This is a genomic window from Serratia sp. K1WW1 (assembly GCF_055790865.1).
In genome coordinates this window covers 5,574,631-5,593,253 of sequence record NZ_CM147697.1, presented here as the reverse complement: position 1 = coordinate 5,593,253, position 18,623 = coordinate 5,574,631, and the positions used below count along the sequence as shown (strand labels likewise).

The window sequence follows — 18,623 nt, the reverse complement described above, 5'->3', positions numbered from 1 at the left end:
TATGAGTAAGCCCATCGTTTTCAGCGGCGCGCAGCCGTCCGGTGAACTGACTATCGGCAACTACATGGGGGCGCTGCGCCAGTGGGTGCAGCTGCAGGACGAGTTTGATTGCATCTACTGCATCGTCGATCTGCATGCCATCACCGTGCGTCAGGATGCACAACAGCTGCGTAAAGCCACCCTGGATACGTTGGCACTGTACCTGGCCTGTGGTATCGATCCAGAGAAAAGCACCATCTTCGTGCAGTCTCATGTGCCGGAACATACGCAACTGAGCTGGGTGCTGAACTGCTACACCTATTTCGGTGAACTGAGCCGCATGACCCAGTTCAAAGACAAGTCGTCGCGCTATGCGGAAAACATCAACGCCGGTCTGTTCAGCTATCCGGTGCTGATGGCGGCAGACATTCTGCTGTACCAGACCAATCAGGTGCCGGTCGGTGAAGACCAGAAGCAGCATCTGGAACTGAGCCGTGACGTTGGCCAGCGTTTCAACGCGCTGTACGGCGACGTGTTCAAGGTGCCGGAGCCGTTTATTCCGAAATCCGGCGCGCGCGTGATGTCGCTGCAAGAGCCGACCAAGAAGATGTCCAAGTCTGACGATAACCGTAACAACGTGATCGGCCTGCTGGAAGATCCGAAGGCGGTGACCAAGAAGATCAAACGCGCGATGACCGATTCCCAGGATCCGCCGGTCATTCGTTACGACGTTGCCAATAAAGCGGGGGTGTCCAACCTGTTGGATATCCTTTCCGGCGTGACCGGCAAGAGCATTGCCCAACTGGAAGCCGAATTTGAGGGCCAGATGTATGGTCACCTGAAGGGCGCCGTAGCAGAGGCCGTGTCTGGTATGTTGGTCGAGCTGCAAGAGCGTTATCACCGTTTCCGCAACGATGAGGCTCTGTTACAGCAGGTGATGCGTGATGGTGCCGCGAAAGCCCGTGCTCGCGCGCAGGAAACCTTGGCGAAGGTGTATGAAGCCGTTGGTTTTGTACCGCATCCGTAACGGATACTGCGTAACGGTAGCAATAAACAGCGGCCCATAGATGGCCGCTTTTTTGTGGCAGGGTTATCCTGCCAATCAGGGAGTCAAGTTCCCGGATATCCACTTTGCCGAATTGGTCCTGGGAAAGAGAGCGCGGATTATACAATCACGCGGCGTGCGGTGGTGTAGCGTTTTACCCAGTAGTCATTTTGCAGGCTGGAAATTTTTACGCCCTGGCTGGTTGAAGCGTGAATGAACTGTTTATCACCGATGTAAACCCCCACGTGGCGCTCTGCGGATGTCATACGAAAGAAGACCAGATCGCCAGGCCGGAGGTCGGCACGCGTTGTACCCACGCCGTGACCGATCTGCCGGGACGTGGTTCTCGGCAGACGCTCATTGAGCATATCCGCAAAGGCAGAATGATAGATTTCCTGCATCAACGATGAACAGTCGATCCCCTTTTTCGACGCCCCGCCAAGCTTGTATTTCACGCCTTCCCACTTGGCAAATTCGGAAAGGATCCTGTCCCGCATTTCTTTTTCATCAGGTACGGACGATTTCGTGGTGACAGTGCCCTCGTCTCTGAAAGGAGATGAAAATGCAGGGCTAGCCAGCAGGATAGTGAGAATAAGTAGGCTGTAGGTAGTAAAAGATTTCAAAGTCATAACAATAAACGAGATTAAATAATAAGCAAAAAGAGGGTGAAAAATAGCCATCTCATCCGATCAGATCAAGATCTAAATTGCTGCTTATATGTTAATAACTTGTATCTCACACGGGTTTTTCATTGCGTGTCAGTACGTTTTATGACCTTTTTATGTCTGGACGATGGGTCAGTAACGGGTCGTTGTTTAACCAACGTTTAGGTTCGCCGCTGTAGGCAGGAAATCACGACCGCTGGCTAACCAACGGCCGAGATCCTGTATCAGGCAATTTTGCTGATGTCTGCTGGTGTCTGCTGGCAGGCATTCCAGTTCAGCTTGCTGCGCAGGCTGACGACGCTGCCAACGATAATCAGGCTTGGGCTGGCAGCCTGTTTGGCTAGCTCACCCAGTTGCGCCAGCTCGCCTTCGATCACACGTTGGCGAGTTGAGGTGCCGTTTTCGACCAGAGCTACGGGCATTGAGGCCGCCATACCGTGAGCGATCAGCTGCTGCTGAATTTCTGCCGCCTGAGTTAGTCCCATATAGAACACCAGCGTCTGCTGCTTGGCGGCAAGCTGTGCCCAGTCTAATCCGCCGTCGGCCTTGGCGTGGCCCGTCACCAAACGCACGCTTTGCGCGTGATCGCGGTGGGTGAGGGGGATGCCGCTGTAAGCCGAACAACCCGAAGCCGCAGTGATCCCCGGTACTACCGAGAAGGGAATGTCCGCTTCGGCCAGCGTTTCCAGTTCTTCGCCACCCCGGCCAAAGATGAAGGGATCGCCCCCTTTTAGCCGGACGACACGCAGGCCTCGTCTGGCCTGTTCCACCAGGATCTGATTGATGTGTTCCTGGGGTACGCAGTGGTATCCGGCACGCTTGCCCACAAAGATTCGTTCGGCATCACGGCGTACCAGGGCCATAATTTCTTCAGAGACCAGGCGATCGTAAACGACCACGTCAGCCTGTTGGATCTGCTGCAGGCCTTTCAGCGTCAGCAGGCCAGCATCACCGGGGCCTGCGCCTACCAGCACCACTTCGCCCTGTTCTTCAGGCCGATCGGCGAACAGCTTTTCAACCTGCTGGTTGGCCTGCGGGGTATCGCCGTTGGCCAGGGATTGTGCCAGCCTGTCGTGTACGAACAATCTTTCCCAGAAGCGGCGACGAGCGCCAATGCTGGCAAACTCCTGCTTCACCCGCTGGCGCAATGAACCCGCCAACTGAGCCAGTTGACCCAGATGCTGCGGCAGAATAGCTTCCAGTTTTTCCCGTAGCAGACGTGCCAGCACCGGGGCTTTGCCCCCGGAAGAAACGGCCACCATAATCGGCGAACGATCGATAATCGAAGGCATGATAAAGCTGGCGCGTTTGGGGTCGTCCACCACGTTGCAGAACACCTGCCGTTGGTTGGCGCATTGATAGACCAGGGCGTTGACTTCCACCCGATCGGTTGCGGCAATCACTAACCATTTTTCTGCCAGCAAGTCGGCAGAAAACTCACTTTCTACCAGCGTCACCTGGCCTTGTTCGGCCCAGATCAGGAATTGCTCACTGAATTCGAGCGAGTTGACGGTCAACTGCGCACCTGCGTCTAGCAGCAGGCGAGCCTTACGTTCAGCGACTTCCCCGCCGCCGACCAGCAGGCAGGCTTTGTGTTGCAGTTGGCAGAAAATGGGTAAGTAATCCATCGGCAATCCTCGGGGAAGTGGTAAACGGGGGCGATCGCTCACCCCCAAAATCATTATGCGTTTTGGCGAGCAGCAGCAATCTCAGCCTGTGGACGCTGGGCACGTGGCGTGGCATACCAGTAACCGAGGCCCATAAAGACGGCACCAGAGACCATATTGCCCAGAGTCACCCACAGCAGGTTATGACCGATACCGCTCAGGGTATAGGCTTCGCTGTGGTGGCCGAACCAGGACAGGGCAAACAGCGTCATGTTAGCTACCGAGTGCTCGTAACCGGAAGCGATAAACGCCAGCAAACACCACCAGATGGCGATGAATTTGGCCGCGCCTTCAACGCGCAATGCCATCCAGATCGCCAGGCAAACCAGCCAGTTACACAGTACGCCTTTGAAGAACAGCACTTCTGCCGGGGCGGTGGTTTTGGCCAGCGCCACGGTATGCACCAGGCTGGTATCCATCGGCAGTAGGCTACCGCCGCCGTAATAATACATCAGCGCAACCAGCACCGAACCGAGCAGGTTACCCAACCAGGTTTGTGGCAGTACGGCCCACATCTGGCGGTGCTTGATGGTACCGGCTTTGACGCCCAGCATCAGAAACATGGTATGGCCGGTGAACAGCTCTGAACCGGCGATGATCACCAGCGTCAGTGCGATACCGAAGGTGGCACCCATGACCAACGGACGGATAGACGGATCCACCAGGTTGCCGAGGGTAAAGATCAGGATGATGCCAAGGCCGACGTAGGCCCCGGCCATAGCGGAACTGATCCAGAAGCCGAGCGGACTCTCTTTGGCCAGTTTGACGATGCGTGCCGCGTTGGCAGCGCATTTGTTGATGGTGTCGGTGAACATAGATTTCCCTGGAAATAAATAATAAAAAGTGTGTTTGTAATAAGGGTAATGCTGGTCAGTTAGGCAAAGAGAGACGCCCTCACCCTAACCCTCTCCCCCAGGAGAGGGGACCGATCGAGCTAGTTGATTGCTTAGCGTTTTACCTTGCCTTTGTTGTTCTTACTCCCTCCTTTCCGCAGCTGCATGGGCTAACTACGTGCGCTGGGCAGCTCCCTCTCCCTTTGGGAGAGGGTTGGGGTGAGGGGCGAAGGATTACTTAGCCGCCACCTGAACCAGGCCGTCGACTACCCGGCTGGCGAAGCTGGCCACGGAGCGGCTCTCATCTTCCAGACAGAAACCGTCGTGCAGGCGGAAATGCTGTTTTTTCAGCGGGCTGGCGACCCACAATTCACCCTGATGCTCGGCAATCAGGCCGCGAGAAAGCACGCTGGCCTGGGCAAACGGGTCGATATTGCTGATGGCAAACAGCCGTTCGTCGGCATAGGGGCGGAATATCGCCACCTGCTGGGTGCCGATCAGCGCACACACGCCGGTCGCGGGCAAAATATCGGCGATGGGGCAAACGGTGATCCACTGGCTCATGCGTTGTTCTCCTCGGTTGCAAGCCAAGTAACGGGAATGCGTTCATCCGGGCGAGCTGGGCGATGTTGCTCACGCTCGGCCACGACCTGGACGTTAGGATCGCGCTGGCTGTTGTTAATAAAGTGAGCGAAACGCACCTGCGATGCAGGATTTTCGACAGTGGCTTTCCATTCGCAGATCACCGCTTCACGCAGGCGAGCAATTTCGGTTTCCAGCTGTGCGTTGATGCCCAGCTTGTCGTCGATAATTACCTTGCGCAGATAATCGATGCCGCCTTCCAGGCTTTCCAGCCAGACCGAGGTACGCTGCAACTTATCGCCGGTGCGGATATAGAACATCATGAAACGGTCGAGGTAACGCATCAGCGTTTCGTTGTCGAGATCGGCTGCCAGGAGGTCGGCATGGCGCGGTTTCATCCCGCCGTTGCCGCAGACATAGAGGTTCCAGCCGTTCTCGGTGGCAATAATACCGACGTCTTTCCCCTGCGCCTCGGCACACTCGCGGGTACAGCCGGAAACGCCAAACTTCATCTTGTGCGGGGTACGGATGCCTTTGTAACGGTGTTCAAGCTGCACGCCGAAGCCAACGCTGTCACCCACGCCATAACGGCACCAGGTGCTGCCGACGCAGGTTTTTGCCATCCGCAGCGCCTTGGCGTAGGCGTGGCCGGTTTCGAAGCCGGCGGCGATCAGCTTGCTCCAGATGGCGGGCAGATCGTCTTTCTGCGCACCGAACATGCCGATACGCATCGAGCCGGTCATCTTGGTGTACAGGTTGTATTCTTTGGCGATCTGGCCGACGGCGATCAGACCCTCCGGCGTGATTTCACCACCGGCAGAGCGTGGGATCACCGAATAGGTGCCGTCTTTCTGGATGTTGCCCAGGAAGTTGTCGTTGGTGTCTTGCAGCGGCGTGTGCTGTGGCTTGAGCACATACTCGTTCCAGCAGGAGGCCAGCAGTGAACCGACGGTCGGTTTACACACTTCGCAGCCGTAACCCTTACCGTATTTCGCCAACAGTTCGTCGAAGGTTTTAATGCCTTCAACCCGGATCAGGTGGTACAGCTCCTGGCGGGAATAGGCAAAGTGTTCACACAGGTGATGGTTAACCTCGATGCCCTGTTTGCTCAGCTCGGCATTCAGCACCTGGGTGATCAGTGGAATACAGCCGCCGCAGCCGGTACCGGCCTTGGTTTCCGACTTGATCGCCGCCACGGTATGGCAGCCCATATTCACCGCTTTGATGATATCGCCCTTGCTAACGTCGAAGCAGGAACAGATCTGTGCGGTTTCTGGCAGTGAATCTACGCCGATGGCAGGCTTGCTGCCGGCATGGGCTGGCAGGATCAGGCTGTCCGGGTTTTCCGGCAGTTCGATATTATTCAGTGCCAGCTGCAGCAGGTTGCCGTAGTCGCTGGTATCGCCGACCAGCACCGCGCCGAGCAACGTTTTGTTGTCCGCGCTGACGACCAGGCGCTTGTACACCTCTTTGCTTTCATCCAGATAGACGTAGCTGCGGGCGCCTTCGGTACGCGCGTGCGCATCACCAATACCCCCAACATCGACCCCCAGCAGCTTCAGCTTGGCGCTCATATCGGCACCCTGGAAGCTGTTTTCACGGCTCAGCAGATGGTCGGCGGTGACCTGAGCCATCTTGTAGCCCGGCGCGACCAAGCCGAAAGTGCGCTGCTGCCAGGAGGCGCATTCGCCAATGGCGTAAACGTCCGGATCGGAGGTCTGGCAGTTATCGTTAATCGCAATGCCACCGCGTGGGGCGGTAGCCAGCCCGCATTGGTGAGCCAGTTTGTCTTGCGGGCGGATGCCGGTGGAGAAGACGATAAAGTCGACTTCCAGCTCGCTGCCGTCGGCAAAGTGCATGGTTTTGCGTGCGCTTTTGCCGCCGTTGATGATTTCGGTGGTGTTCTTGCCGGTGTGGACTTTGACACCCATGCGCTCGATCTTGCGGCGCAGCTGATCGCCGCCCATCGGATCGAGCTGTTCTGCCATCAACATCGGCGCGAACTCGATCACGTGAGTTTCCACGCCCAGGCTTTTCAGTGCGCCAGCCGCTTCCAGGCCGAGCAGGCCACCGCCCACTACCGCGCCACGTTTACTGCGGCGGGCGCAGGATTCGATAGCGTTGAGATCTTCAATGGTGCGGTAAACGAAGCAGTCCTGAGTCTCTGAACCTTTGATCGGCGGGATCCACGGGTAGGAGCCGGTCGCCATGATCAGCTTGTCGTAATACACCGTGCGGCCGGTATTGGAGTGGATCACTTTCTCTGCGCGGTTAATGGTGATCGCGCGCTCGCCTACCAGCACTTTGACGCCCTGTTTTTCGTAGAAGCCTTCGCGGACCAGCGAAAGTTCTTCGGCAGTGTGGTGGGAGAAATAGGAGGAGAGATGCACGCGGTCGTAGGCGATGCGCGGCTCTTCACAAAAGATGGTGATGTCGAACTGGTCTTTGTCTGCCTTTTCCAGCAGATCTTCGATAAAGCGGTGGCCGACCATGCCGTTGCCGATAACCGCGAGTTGGACTCTGCTCATTATTGCCTCAAAATTCTGATTTCCTGGATGTACCTTATTCCTCCCAGAAGGCAATTTATTGATACAGGTCAAGCTAGCCCTTATATACCTCTAAGGTGGTATATATATGATTTATATCGATATTTGATAAGTTGCGGTTTTTACTCAACTTTAGCTGAATCGAGCCAGTTAACGAAAAAAATACTCATTGGGGAGTAACCAGAGGAAGGAAAGCCAAGCGGTGATTTTGTCAGCTCGTCATTGGCCAGTATGATGAAAGAAATGGTGAGCCGAACAGAGGTAAAAAAATGGCGAACAATCCGGTCAAGTTTATCGATAACCTGCGCCTGAGTGGGCATGAGGGGCTATGGCAGTTGGCCATTGAGCAGGGGCGGATCGCGCATATCATTCCACAGCCTGAGGACCTGGAGTGGCGCAGCGACGTGTTGGATGCCGAAGGTGGGCTGGTGCTGCCGCCGTTTATCGAGCCGCATATCCACCTGGATACCACGCAAACCGCCGGGCAGCCCGCATGGAATCAGTCCGGCACGCTGTTTGAAGGTATTGAGCGCTGGGCGGAGCGTAAAGCACTGCTCACCCATGAAGACGTGAAGCAGCGCGCCTGGCAGACGCTGAAATGGCAAATCGCCAACGGCGTGCAGCATGTGCGCACCCATGTCGACGTGTCCGATCCTACGTTGACTGCGCTGCGCGCCATGCTGGAGGTCAAGCAGGAGGTCGCACCTTGGATCACGCTGCAGATCGTGGCCTTCCCTCAGGAAGGGATCATGTCGTATCCCAATGGGGAAGCCCTGCTGGAGGAGGCGTTACGGCTCGGGGCGGATGTGGTCGGGGCTATCCCACATTTTGAATTCACCCGCGAATACGGCGTGGAATCGCTGCACAAGGCCTTTGCTCTGGCACAGAAATATGATCGGCTGGTGGATGTGCACTGCGACGAGATTGACGACGAGCAGTCACGTTTTGTGGAGACCGTGGCCGCGCTGGCATTGAAGCTGGAGATGGGCGCCAAGGTCACCGCCAGCCACACCACCGCGATGCATTCCTACAATGGGGCCTATACCTCAAGGCTGTTCCGGCTGCTGAAAATGTCCGGTATCAACTTCGTGGCCAACCCGTTGGTGAATATTCACCTGCAAGGACGTTTCGATACCTATCCTAAACGGCGTGGCATCACACGGGTGAAGGAGATGCTGGAGGCGGGCATCAACGTCTGCTTTGGTCATGACGACGTGTTTGATCCCTGGTATCCGCTGGGCACCGCCAATATGTTGCAGGTGCTGCATATGGGGCTCCACGTCTGCCAACTGATGGGCTATGGCCAGATCGATGACGGTTTGAATCTGATCACCACCCACAGCGCACGAACTCTGAACCTGACGGATTACGGTTTGCATGCAGGCAATAGTGCCGATTTGGTGATCTTACCCGCAGACAGCGGTTTTGACGCAGTACGCCGCCAGACGCCGGTACGCTATTCGATCCGTGCTGGTGCGGTTATCGCGGCCACCCAGCCTGCGCAAACCACGCTGTATCTGGAGCAGGAAGAGCAGGTCGATTTCAGGCGTTAGACATAAAAAAAGGGTTCTGCGTTGGCAGAACCCTCATGGGGAAAACTAGCAACAGTTAGTGCGTAGTATGCCCATGGTTGCGGTGCTTGGTCACAAAACCGAGCAGCAGACACATCACAAACACGGCCAGATACAGAGCGTTGGCCGTAGTCAGTGCGGCATGGACTCCGCTGCTGGCAACGATCGGGCCGGTGACCACGAAGGTCAGCATGGTGCCGATGGTGCCGCAGGTCAGGATAAAGTTGACCAGTTTCGGTGAGGAAACCTTGGTTTGCTGCGAACCGAGCGTGATCAGCGTGGTGTAGATCGCGCTGGAGACGAAGCCCAGAGCCATAATGTAGTAGCTCAGGTACTCAGGATTATCGGTGCTGATAAACAGGTACATGGCACCCGTTGCCAGCGCGGCCAGCACGGTGACGATGCGTTGCAGATCAAAGAAACGCAGCACGAAGCTGAACACCCACATCCCTATCATGTAAGAAGTCCAGAAATTGCTGACTACCTTGCCCGCCTGGTCGATATTCATGCCGAAGGTTTTGGTGGCGTATTCCGGCACCCATTGGATAAAGCCCAACTGGCCAAGGATGTAGCACAGCGCGGCGATTGCCAGGAACAGCACGCCAACGCCCCATTTCTCTTTCACCACCGGCTCGCTGCTTTTTTCCCCTTTGTTACCCAGAACCGGGAACTCGGAACACAGCGTCAGTACGAAGATGGCCAGGTACAGCACCCCAATGCAGGCGTAAACCCAGTACCAGCCAATGCTGCGCGCCAGCAGCATTGCGGCGATGATCGGGAAGATCATCCCGGCCATGCTGAAGAAGGAATCGGTAAACAGCAGGCGTGAACCGCGTTGGCGGCCAGCATACATATGGGTGATCAGGAAGGTGCCGATCGACATGGTGATACCGCTGACCACGCCGAGTACAAACATGCACAGCGAGAACAGGGTCAGGCTTTTGCCCACCATCAGCCCGGCGATGGCCAGCAGCATCAGGATAAAGCCAAAGATCAGCTGACGTTTCAGCGGAATGATTTCCATCAGCCAGGCATTGAGGAAGATTGAAATCAAAATACCCGCGTTAAGGAAGGTAAAGGTATTGCTCATACTGGAAACCGGCAGATTGAAATACTCTGCGATGTTTCCCATCACCATCCCTGTGACGATCACTAATGCACCGGTCAGCGCATAAGAGAAGAAGCTGATCCAGGTTAGCCGGATGCGGTTGCTGTCATTCATGTATATAGGCCTGATTATCTTTGTTGTGGTTTATACCCGTGGGCTGTCAGGCCGTAACCTGAGATCCCTGGGGTTTAAAGCTGGCATAAGGCCGCAGGTTTTTCCTGCTAAAAACTGGAAAAGATCCCGATCAGGCCACCAGGAGGCGGATCCTAGCATAGACAACGGGAGTTTTTGTGATGTGCATCGATTTTTTGATGCAAGGTATGAAAGGTTGTTAAGTATTATGTGATCAGTTGCCGAGTGTGGCGATCGAATCACGCTGGACGATCGTCGGCTCAAAGCTTACCGGTTCGGTCAACGGATCTATCAGCAGGCGAGCGGCATATTGCGCCATCTCGGTAATAGGGAAATGCACGCTGGTGAGCGCCGGGCGGACAAAAGGCGCTCGCTCGCCACTGTCATAACAGATCAATGAGATATCCTGCGGTACGCGCAGATGCCGCTCATTAATCGCCAGCAGTGCACCAATCGCCATTTCTTCGTTACAGCAGTATATCGCCGTAGGCAGCGCTTTGCTGTGCAGCAACTGGTCAGCGCACTGGTAGCCACTTTCCAGGTCATAGACCCCCTCTGGGCAGCCTAGCGGTTGCAGATTGGCGGCCTGCATCGCATTGAGGAACCCTTGTAACCGCTGTTGGCTAGAGGCTCGTTGGGCTGGGCCGCTGATACAGGCAATGCGCCGATGGCCGGCATCGATTAGCTGCTGGGTTGCAAGCTGGCTGGCGTAAACGTGATCGAAGGTGACGCAGCGATCCTCCAGGCCAGGGACCAGGCGATCCAGCAGCACAAAGGAGCGCTGTTCGGCAGCCAACTGACGTAGCCGATCGTCGCTGAGGCAGCGCACGTGCAGGATCACCCCGTCGCAACGCAGGCTGAACAGGCGTTGGATCGCCAGCAGTTCATTTTCCGCACTATTACGGCCTTGGGTCACCAGCAGCTGTTTACCGTTGGACTCGGCTTCGGTTTGGACGAAATCCATCAGGGCGCCAAAGAAGCCCCCTCGGTATGAGGTGGTGACCAGGCCCAAGGTGTTGCTTTGGCTGGATGCCAACGCCCTGGCCGCCGGGTTGGGGGTATAGCCCAGTTCGGCCACCGCCCGTTTGACCTTGTCGCGGGTGAGCGCTTTGACCTTGTTATCGCCGTTGACCACGCGTGACACAGTCGCGCGGGATACGCCCGCTATCGCTGCGACATCTTCCAGTGTCACCATTTTACTGCTCCTGATTACGGGCTTATCCCCCCACTTGATCAGATTACAGGAGATAAGTGGGCCCGGCGAGCCGAACCCAATGTTGATGGTTATGCGTTAAACTGCGGCAAATAGGCTTTATTCACCTCCAGCACTTCTTCCAGCAGCGGCTGGGCAATTTGGGCGTTGGCGACCAGAGGATTGGTGACCAGTGCCAGCAGCCCACTGCGGCGATCGCCATGTACGGCGGCCTCTATCGTCAGGCGTTCATAGGCTTTAACCTGCTGGGTCAGTGCATGCATCGAATCCGGCAGTTGGCCAAACGTCAGCGGATGGGCGCCCTGAGCATCGACGATACAGTTGGTTTCTATCACAGCATCGTCTGGTAAACCGCGAATAGCGCCACGGTTTGCGGTATTGACCACTAATTGTGTGCCGAGATTGTTGTGAATGGCACGGATCAGCTCCAGCGCCACTTCGGAATAGAAGGAACCGCCACGGAAACTGAGCTGCTCGGGCTTGCTGTCGAGATGTGGGTCTGCATACAGCTCGAACAATTCCTTCTCTACTTTCATCACCTGTTCGGCACGGGTACCGCGTTCGGCTGCGGCGGCAATCTCTTCTGCCAGCATCTCTTTGGTCTGGTAGAAATAGCGGTGATAAGGGCAGGGGATAGCCCCTACGGCGCGCAGGAACTCCGGCGGCCAAGGCTCTTCCTTGATGTTGTTCATGGTCAGCGCGGCGCCGTCACACAGCATGTCGAGTACCTTGCCGGTCACGTCCTTGCCGTTTTGCAGCACCTGGTGGACCCACACCATGTGGTTCAACCCGGCGAATTGCAGTTGTACCTCGGCGTAAGGGGCCTTCAGCATATTGGCGATCATGTGATGCATGCTGATCGGCACGTTACACAGGCCGATGATTTTCGCCTTGGTATAGCGCGAAACGGCTTCGGTCACGATACCGGCCGGGTTGGTAAAGTTGATGATCCAGGCATCGGGTGCCAGCTGTTCTACCTTGCGGGCGATATTCAGCATCACCGGAATGGTGCGCAGCGCCTTGGCAAAGCCGCCAACGCCGGTAGTTTCCTGGCCGATCAGTTGGTATTTCAGGCCCAGGCGCTCGTCGGCAGCCCTGGCAGGCAACTGACCCACGCGGAACTGGGTGAGAACGAAACTGGCACCGCGAATGGCCTCGTCCAGATCGAAATGCACGCTGACCTTCACCTGCTCCAGGCCGTTACGGGCCAGCATACGCTGGGTTAATGCGGCAATGATCTCGACCTTCTCCCGGCCAGGCTCAACGTCCACCAACGCCAGTTCGGTCACCGGCAACGCTTCAATTCGCAGGATCAGGCCTTCCACCAGCTCCGGCGTGTAGCTACTGCCGCCGCCAATAATGGCGATTTTTAATGCGCTCATGAGCGGGCCTCCAATTGTACCTGACGGCGATAAAGTTCGATCATGTCATCGGCCAGATCCTGAATGACCATGGCGTTCATCAAGTGATCCTGTGCGTGTACGGTGATCAGGGTGATGGCCAGTTTGCCGCAGCCTTCGTCCATGCCGATCAGTTGGGTCTGAATGCGGTGGGCCTGTTTCACCGCCTGCTTGGATTCGGCCATATGTTCGGCGGAACCGGTGAAATCACCGGCACGGGCCTGTTGCAAAGCCATCAGCGCGCTGCTGCGGGCGCTACCGGCAAATACCAGCAGCTCCATAATAGTGCTTTCAAAATCCTGGCTGACTTCAGCCATCAGTTCAGTCACGTTATCTCTCCTGTTACTGCGCGGCGGCGGGGTTGCTGGCTTCGCGTTCAGCCTCGGCCTGCTCGTGTTCCTGCGCCAATAGTTGTTTTTCATACACCTTGAAGAACGGCAGCCAGATCGCCAGGTCAATCACCATCAGCACCAGCACCAGTACGGCGGCACGAATATCCCAGGAGGCGGAGATCATCGCTCCCAGCGGTGCCGGAGCGGTCCAGGGGGCCATCGCCACCATTTTCTCCACCATGTCCCAGTGCAGGGCGAAATAAGCCAGAGTGGCGTTAACCATCGGCACCACAATCAACGGGATAAACAGCGTTGGGTTCATCACCACCGGCGAACCGAACAGCAGCGGTTCATTGATATTGAAAGCTGCCGGGACCACGCTCAGCTTGCCGATGGTGCGTAGATGAATGGAACGGCTGCGCAGATAAAGGAAGGCCAACACCAGCGTGGAGCCAGAGCCACCGATACAGACATAGAATGACCAGAATGGCGCGGTCAGCGTTTGGGTCATGGCTGCACCGTTAGCGACCAGCGCGGCGTTAGTGGCCAGGTTAGCCATAAAGATCGGGTTCAGCAGGCCGGTCACGATGTTGTCGCCGTGAATACCGGCAAACCACAGCAGGTTGGCAATCAGCACCGCCAAAAGGATGGCTGGCAGCGTATCGCCGACGGAAATCAGCGGCTGGAACACTTGCATAATCGCGGCAGGCAGCAGCAGTTGGAATTCGCTCTGCATCAGGAGGCTGACGGGGTAGACCGTCAACAGAATGCCCACCACCGGGTACAGCAGTTCAAACGAACGGGCAATGGCAGGAGGAACCTGCTCCGGCATGCGAATGGTAATGTTGTACTTTTTCAGCAGGCGGATCAGTTCGACCGACCAAATGGCGCAGATCAGGGCAGTGAATACCCCTTGGCCACCCAGAAAATCGAGGGACATCTTGTTGTCGACCTGAGGCGCGGAGGCCAGCAGGAATGCCATCAGCGACAGCAGCGCGGCGGTCAGGGCGTCCATTTTGTAGTGCTTTGCCAGACTGTAGGCGGTACCAATAGAGACAAATACGCTCATCAACCCCATGGTCATAAAGAACGGCATGGTGATGGTGTCCCAGTGCTTCTTGGCGAACCCTAACCAGGCTTGCCCAAAGCTGGAGGTGGTGGTCGCGTCAAACGGCGGGTTGGCGACGATCAGCATGATACTGCCGACGATCAAAAACGGCATGGCGCTGATAAAACCGTCACGAATGGCAATAATATGGCGCTGGCTACCGATCCGGCCGGCCAGTGGCGCGATATGGCTTTCGACCACGCGCATCAGGGAAGCGTATAGGCTCATGGGGTTCTCCGCGGCGTCAGGCGATCAGGCTGAGGGCTTGGTCTAATACCTTGTCACCGCGCAGGGTGCCGTAATCCATCATGTCGATGACGGCAACCGGCAGGCCGTGCGGCCCGGCAAGCTGGCTGAAACGGGCCAGTTCGTACTTCACCTGTGGCCCCAACAGCACCACGCTGGCGGTTGGCAACTCAGCTTCGAAATCCGCAGCCGGTACCGCCACAATCTCCACGGCCAGTTCGCGCTTTTGCGCTTCGGTTTGCATGCGTTTGACCAGCATGCTGGTGGACATCCCCGCAGCACAGCACAGCACTATCTTCTTCATCATGGCTCTCCAGTATTCTTATGGTTATCAGCGCAAATGAGAGCGCTCTCATTTGTGTAGCCTAGCTGGATTGCAGAACCAAACCGGGATTTGTGTCGCAAAAACCGCTGAAGGGCGAAAATGGGCAAATAATGCGTGATCGGCTTGGCAAAAATCAGTACGGGGATCATACTGTCGGCAGGAAAAACCCGGGCGCACTCAGAAACGTCCGGCAATTGAGTAAATATAGGTAAATGGCTGGCGCTGCCGGGCGCAGCTCTTTAGAATCAAAGCGCTTTCCGTTGTTTGTATCTCAAAGAAAGGACCCGTTCATGTTCAAACGTACTTTAGTGACCTTCGTTGCGCTGTGTTCACTGACAGCCATGGCACCCGCCGCATTAGCCGCCGGTGAAACCCACGTCATGCTGACCACCTCGGCAGGGAATATCGAATTGGCGCTCGACAGTCAGAAGGCACCGGTCTCAACCAAGAACTTCATTGACTACGTGAACAGCGGTTACTACAACAACACCGTTTTCCACCGCGTGATCCCTGGTTTCATGGTTCAGGGCGGCGGTTTTACTGCGGATATGCAGCAGAAAACCACCAATGCACCGATCAAGAACGAAGCCGATAACGGCCTGCGTAACCTGCGTGGCACCATTTCCATGGCGCGTACCGCCGATAAAGACAGCGCCACCAGCCAGTTCTTCCTGAACGTGGCAGACAATGCGTTCCTCGATCATGGCCAGCGTGATTTTGGCTACGCGGTGTTTGGCAAAATCGTTAAAGGTATGGACGTAGTAGATAAAATCTCCCAGGTACCCACTGGCAACGTCGGTCCTTACCAGAATGTCCCGAGCAAACCTATCGTGATCCTGTCGGCCAAAGTGCTGCCATAAATCACCCAAGCCGGTCTCTAGCTGGGGGCCGGCCTGCTTTTCCCTCCTGAATGTTTGCCTGCATCACTGTTTTTTTCGATCCCACGTGATTTAATTGCCCGCCTAAAACCAGACCGGATACCCGGCACTTTTTTGATCGCCCCGTTGTTCAGGATGAGCCGTTTTTATGTACGAATTTAACCAGGTGTTACTGCTGCTACAGCAGATGTGTGTGTATCTCGTCATTGCCTATCTGCTGAGCAAGACGCCGCTGTTTATTCCGTTGATGCAGGTGACCATTCGCCTGCCGCACAAGTTGCTGTGCTACGTCATTTTCTCGGTGTTCTGCATTATGGGCACCTATTTTGGCCTGCATATTCAGGACTCCATCGCCAATACCCGCGCTATCGGCGCCGTGTTGGGCGGGCTGCTGGGTGGGCCCTCCGTCGGTTTCCTGGTTGGCCTGACGGGCGGCTTGCATCGTTATACACTGGGGGGCATGACAGACGTCGCCTGTGCGATCTCCACGGTGGCCGAAGGGCTGGTTGGCGGCATTGTGCATAGCATTGCCATGCGGCGTGGGCGTATCGATCTGCTGTTCAACCCGCTGTTTGTCGCCGGGATTGCGTTGGTGGCCGAAGTGCTGCAAATGGCGATTATCCTGATCGTCGCGCGTCCGTTCCCCGAAGCTGTGCTGCTGGTGGAGCATATCGTCCTGCCGATGCTGATCGCCAATACCATCGGCGCCGCCATGTTTATGCAGATCCTGCTGGATCGGCGGGCGATGTTTGAAAAATACACCAGTGCCTTCTCCTCCAAGGCGTTGAAGATTGCCGAACGTACCGAGGGTATTCTGCGCCAGGGGTTTGACCAGGAAAACAGCATGAAGGTGGCGAGGGTGGTCTATCAGGAGCTGGGCATCGGCGCCGTGGCGATCACCGATCGTGACAAGCTGCTGGCCTTTATCGGCATTGGTGACGACCACCATCTGCCGGGCACGCCGATCTCCTCGGTCCACTCCCATCGCGCCATCGATAACAACGAGGTGGTGTATGCCGACGGCAACGAGCTTTCTTACTGCTGTTCCATCAATGGCAATTGCAAACTAGGTTCGACACTGGTGATCCCACTGCGTGGTGAAAACCAGCGAGTGATTGGCACCATCAAACTGTATGAACCCAAGACCAAGCTGTTCAGCACCATCAACCGCACGCTGGGGGAAGGGATTGCCAGCCTGTTGTCGGCGCAAATCATGGCCGGGCAATATGAGCGCCATAAACAGCTGTTGGCCCAGTCGGAAATCAAACTGCTGCATGCGCAGGTGAACCCGCATTTCCTGTTCAACGCCCTGAATACGCTGGTGGCGGTGATCCGCCGCGATGGCGACCGGGCGTGCGAACTGGTGCAGTATCTGTCGACCTTTTTCCGCAAAAACCTCAAGCGTTCCGACGATGAGGTGAGCCTGGCGGACGAGATCGAACATGTGAACGCCTATCTGCAGATCGAAAAGGCCCGTTTTGCCGATCGGCTGGAGATCACCGTTTCGCTACCGGAAGAGTTGCTGGCAGTGCGTTTACCGGCTTTCTCACTGCAGCCGATCGTGGAAAATGCCATCAAGCACGGCACTTCGCATCTGTTGGGGATTGGCCGTGTCGATATTGGTGCACGTTTGGAAGGTGATCACTTGCTGCTGCAGGTAACGGATAACGCCGGACTGTTCCGTCAACAGGCTGGTGGCAGCGGGTTGGGGATGAACCTGGTCGATCGGCGTATCCGCGTGCGCTATGGTGAAGATTATGGCGTGCAGGTCACCTGCGAACCTGAAGCCTATACTTGCATCACCCTTAACGTTCCCTTGGCGAGGGCTGCTTGATGTTGAACGTACTGATTGTTGATGACGAGCCCTTTGCCCGCGATAACCTGCGCCACCTGCTGGAAGAGGAAGAGGGCATTACCATTATTGGTGAATGCGCCAATGCCATTGAGGCCATCAGCCAAATCCACCGCTTGCAACCGGACGTGGTGTTCCTGGACATCCAGATGCCGCGTATCAGCGGATTGGAAATGGTTGGCATGCTCGATCCGAACCGTATGCCCTACATCGTGTTTCTGACGGCCTATGACGAATACGCCGTGCAGGCCTTTGAACAGCATGCGTTTGATTACCTGCTGAAACCGGCGGAGCCGAATCGGCTGAATAAAACTCTGCAGCGCCTGCATCAGCGCCGTGCTCCGCAGAATATTTCGGCGTTAGATGAAAGCGCTGGCTACCTGAAATACATTCCCTGCACCGGTCACAGCCGGATTTACCTGCTGCGTTTCGACGAGGTGATCGCTATCCGCTCACGCTCGACCGGGGTATATGTGGTACGCAATGACGGCATGGAGTGTTTCACCGAACTGACGCTACGCACGTTGGAAAGCCGCACACCATTGGTGCGCTGCCACCGGCAATATCTGGTGAACCTTGAGCAGGTCAAAGAGATCCGTTTTGAAGAAAGTGGCACGGCGGAAATGATTATGTCGGTGGGGGAGCCGGTACCGGTCAGCCGCCGCTATCTCAAATCGCTGAAAGAAGAGTTGGGGTTACGCGGATAACGTTAAGCGACTCGGTTCGGCATGGGAGACTCTAATGTGCCACAGATTGACTCCTACGATTGATATCGGCTCCGCATCAGCTCCCTCTCACTAAAGGCTGTCTCTTATACACAACTTGGCATCTTGCTGTTTTATATGGTAATTATTTTAAGCTTATCATTTCGTCGCTCGAAAAAATTCTCTTTAAAATCAGCCTGCTATGTTTCTCAAATTACGGCTATTTGACCGCAATTTGAGATGTGTATAAGAGACAGCACTAAAGGAAGGGCTGGTTGCACGTCCCGCGATACGGTTTGGCATGAGGGACCCTAATGTGCCACAGATTGACTCCTACGATTGATATCGGCTTGAAGAGTTTGCTGAGGTGACCTCTTTCACTTGCAAAAGAGCAGGGGCTAATAGCTCCCTCTCCCTGTGGGAGAGGGTTGGGGTGA

At 56.0% G+C, this 18,623-nt stretch carries 16 protein-coding genes; 5 read left to right on the top strand and 11 right to left on the bottom strand.

Annotated features, from left to right (window positions below):
• The first annotated feature begins 1 nt into the window (after position 1).
• Positions 2–1,006, top strand: a complete 1,005-nt coding sequence (gene trpS, locus ACX9GU_RS25465; RefSeq protein ID WP_021181695.1) for a tryptophan--tRNA ligase — start codon at positions 2–4, stop codon at positions 1,004–1,006.
• A gap of 137 nt (positions 1,007–1,143) precedes the next feature.
• Here the strand turns inward: trpS and ACX9GU_RS25460 are convergent, their stop codons facing one another.
• From ACX9GU_RS25460 to nirB, 5 genes are all read right to left on the bottom strand, one after another.
• Positions 1,144–1,704 (bottom strand): NlpC/P60 family protein, encoded by a 561-nt coding sequence (locus ACX9GU_RS25460; protein WP_473193278.1) that lies wholly within the window; start codon positions 1,702–1,704, stop codon positions 1,144–1,146.
• 209 nt (positions 1,705–1,913) lie between these two features.
• Positions 1,914–3,317 (bottom strand): siroheme synthase CysG, encoded by a 1,404-nt coding sequence (cysG, locus tag ACX9GU_RS25455; protein WP_473193277.1) that lies wholly within the window; start codon positions 3,315–3,317, stop codon positions 1,914–1,916.
• A 53-nt stretch (positions 3,318–3,370) separates the two neighbouring features.
• Entirely contained in the window at positions 3,371–4,171 is an 801-nt protein-coding gene (gene nirC, locus ACX9GU_RS25450) for a nitrite transporter NirC (protein WP_473193276.1), read from the bottom strand.
• A 252-nt stretch (positions 4,172–4,423) separates the two neighbouring features.
• Complete coding sequence (gene nirD / locus ACX9GU_RS25445; protein ID WP_024482730.1) at positions 4,424–4,753, bottom strand: nitrite reductase small subunit NirD; 330 nt, start codon at positions 4,751–4,753, stop codon at positions 4,424–4,426.
• Positions 4,750–7,299, bottom strand: a complete 2,550-nt coding sequence (nirB, locus tag ACX9GU_RS25440) for a nitrite reductase large subunit NirB (RefSeq protein ID WP_024482729.1) — start codon at positions 7,297–7,299, stop codon at positions 4,750–4,752. Before nirB ends, nirD begins: the two co-directional genes overlap by 4 nt.
• Before the next feature lie 287 nt (positions 7,300–7,586).
• Here nirB and ACX9GU_RS25435 point away from each other — a divergent pair, with 287 nt between their 5' ends.
• Positions 7,587–8,870, top strand: a complete 1,284-nt coding sequence (locus tag ACX9GU_RS25435) for a cytosine deaminase (protein WP_473193275.1) — start codon at positions 7,587–7,589, stop codon at positions 8,868–8,870.
• Between the two features lie 55 nt (positions 8,871–8,925).
• Here the strand turns inward: ACX9GU_RS25435 and tsgA are convergent, their stop codons facing one another.
• From tsgA to ACX9GU_RS25405, 6 genes are all read right to left on the bottom strand, one after another.
• Positions 8,926–10,110, bottom strand: a complete 1,185-nt coding sequence (gene tsgA, locus ACX9GU_RS25430) for an MFS transporter TsgA (protein ID WP_473193274.1) — start codon at positions 10,108–10,110, stop codon at positions 8,926–8,928.
• Between the two features lie 232 nt (positions 10,111–10,342).
• Positions 10,343–11,323 (bottom strand): LacI family DNA-binding transcriptional regulator, encoded by a 981-nt coding sequence (locus tag ACX9GU_RS25425; RefSeq protein WP_473193273.1) that lies wholly within the window; start codon positions 11,321–11,323, stop codon positions 10,343–10,345.
• Positions 11,324–11,412: 89 nt separating this feature from the next.
• Complete coding sequence (locus ACX9GU_RS25420; protein ID WP_473193272.1) at positions 11,413–12,723, bottom strand: 6-phospho-beta-glucosidase; 1,311 nt, start codon at positions 12,721–12,723, stop codon at positions 11,413–11,415.
• A complete protein-coding gene (locus ACX9GU_RS25415; RefSeq protein WP_037411230.1) occupies positions 12,720–13,058 on the bottom strand; it encodes a PTS lactose/cellobiose transporter subunit IIA in 339 nt (112 codons plus the stop codon). Before ACX9GU_RS25415 ends, ACX9GU_RS25420 begins: the two co-directional genes overlap by 4 nt.
• A gap of 25 nt (positions 13,059–13,083) precedes the next feature.
• Positions 13,084–14,409, bottom strand: coding sequence for a PTS sugar transporter subunit IIC (locus tag ACX9GU_RS25410; RefSeq protein WP_473193271.1), 1,326 nt, complete (start codon positions 14,407–14,409; stop codon positions 13,084–13,086).
• Positions 14,410–14,425: 16 nt separating this feature from the next.
• Complete coding sequence (locus ACX9GU_RS25405) at positions 14,426–14,731, bottom strand: PTS sugar transporter subunit IIB (protein WP_037376515.1); 306 nt, start codon at positions 14,729–14,731, stop codon at positions 14,426–14,428.
• A gap of 311 nt (positions 14,732–15,042) precedes the next feature.
• Between ACX9GU_RS25405 and ppiA the strand changes: the two genes are divergently transcribed.
• The 3 genes from ppiA (at position 15,043) to btsR (ending at position 18,189) form a co-directional block, all read left to right on the top strand.
• Positions 15,043–15,612 (top strand): peptidylprolyl isomerase A, encoded by a 570-nt coding sequence (gene ppiA / locus ACX9GU_RS25400; RefSeq protein WP_021181682.1) that lies wholly within the window; start codon positions 15,043–15,045, stop codon positions 15,610–15,612.
• Positions 15,613–15,778: 166 nt separating this feature from the next.
• Positions 15,779–17,464: a sensor histidine kinase gene (locus ACX9GU_RS25395; RefSeq protein ID WP_260524115.1), complete on the top strand. Its 1,686-nt coding sequence runs from the start codon at positions 15,779–15,781 to the stop codon at positions 17,462–17,464.
• Positions 17,464–18,189, top strand: a complete 726-nt coding sequence (gene btsR / locus ACX9GU_RS25390; protein ID WP_473193270.1) for a two-component system response regulator BtsR — start codon at positions 17,464–17,466, stop codon at positions 18,187–18,189. Before ACX9GU_RS25395 ends, btsR begins: the two co-directional genes overlap by 1 nt.
• The last annotated feature ends 434 nt before the right edge of the window (positions 18,190–18,623 follow it).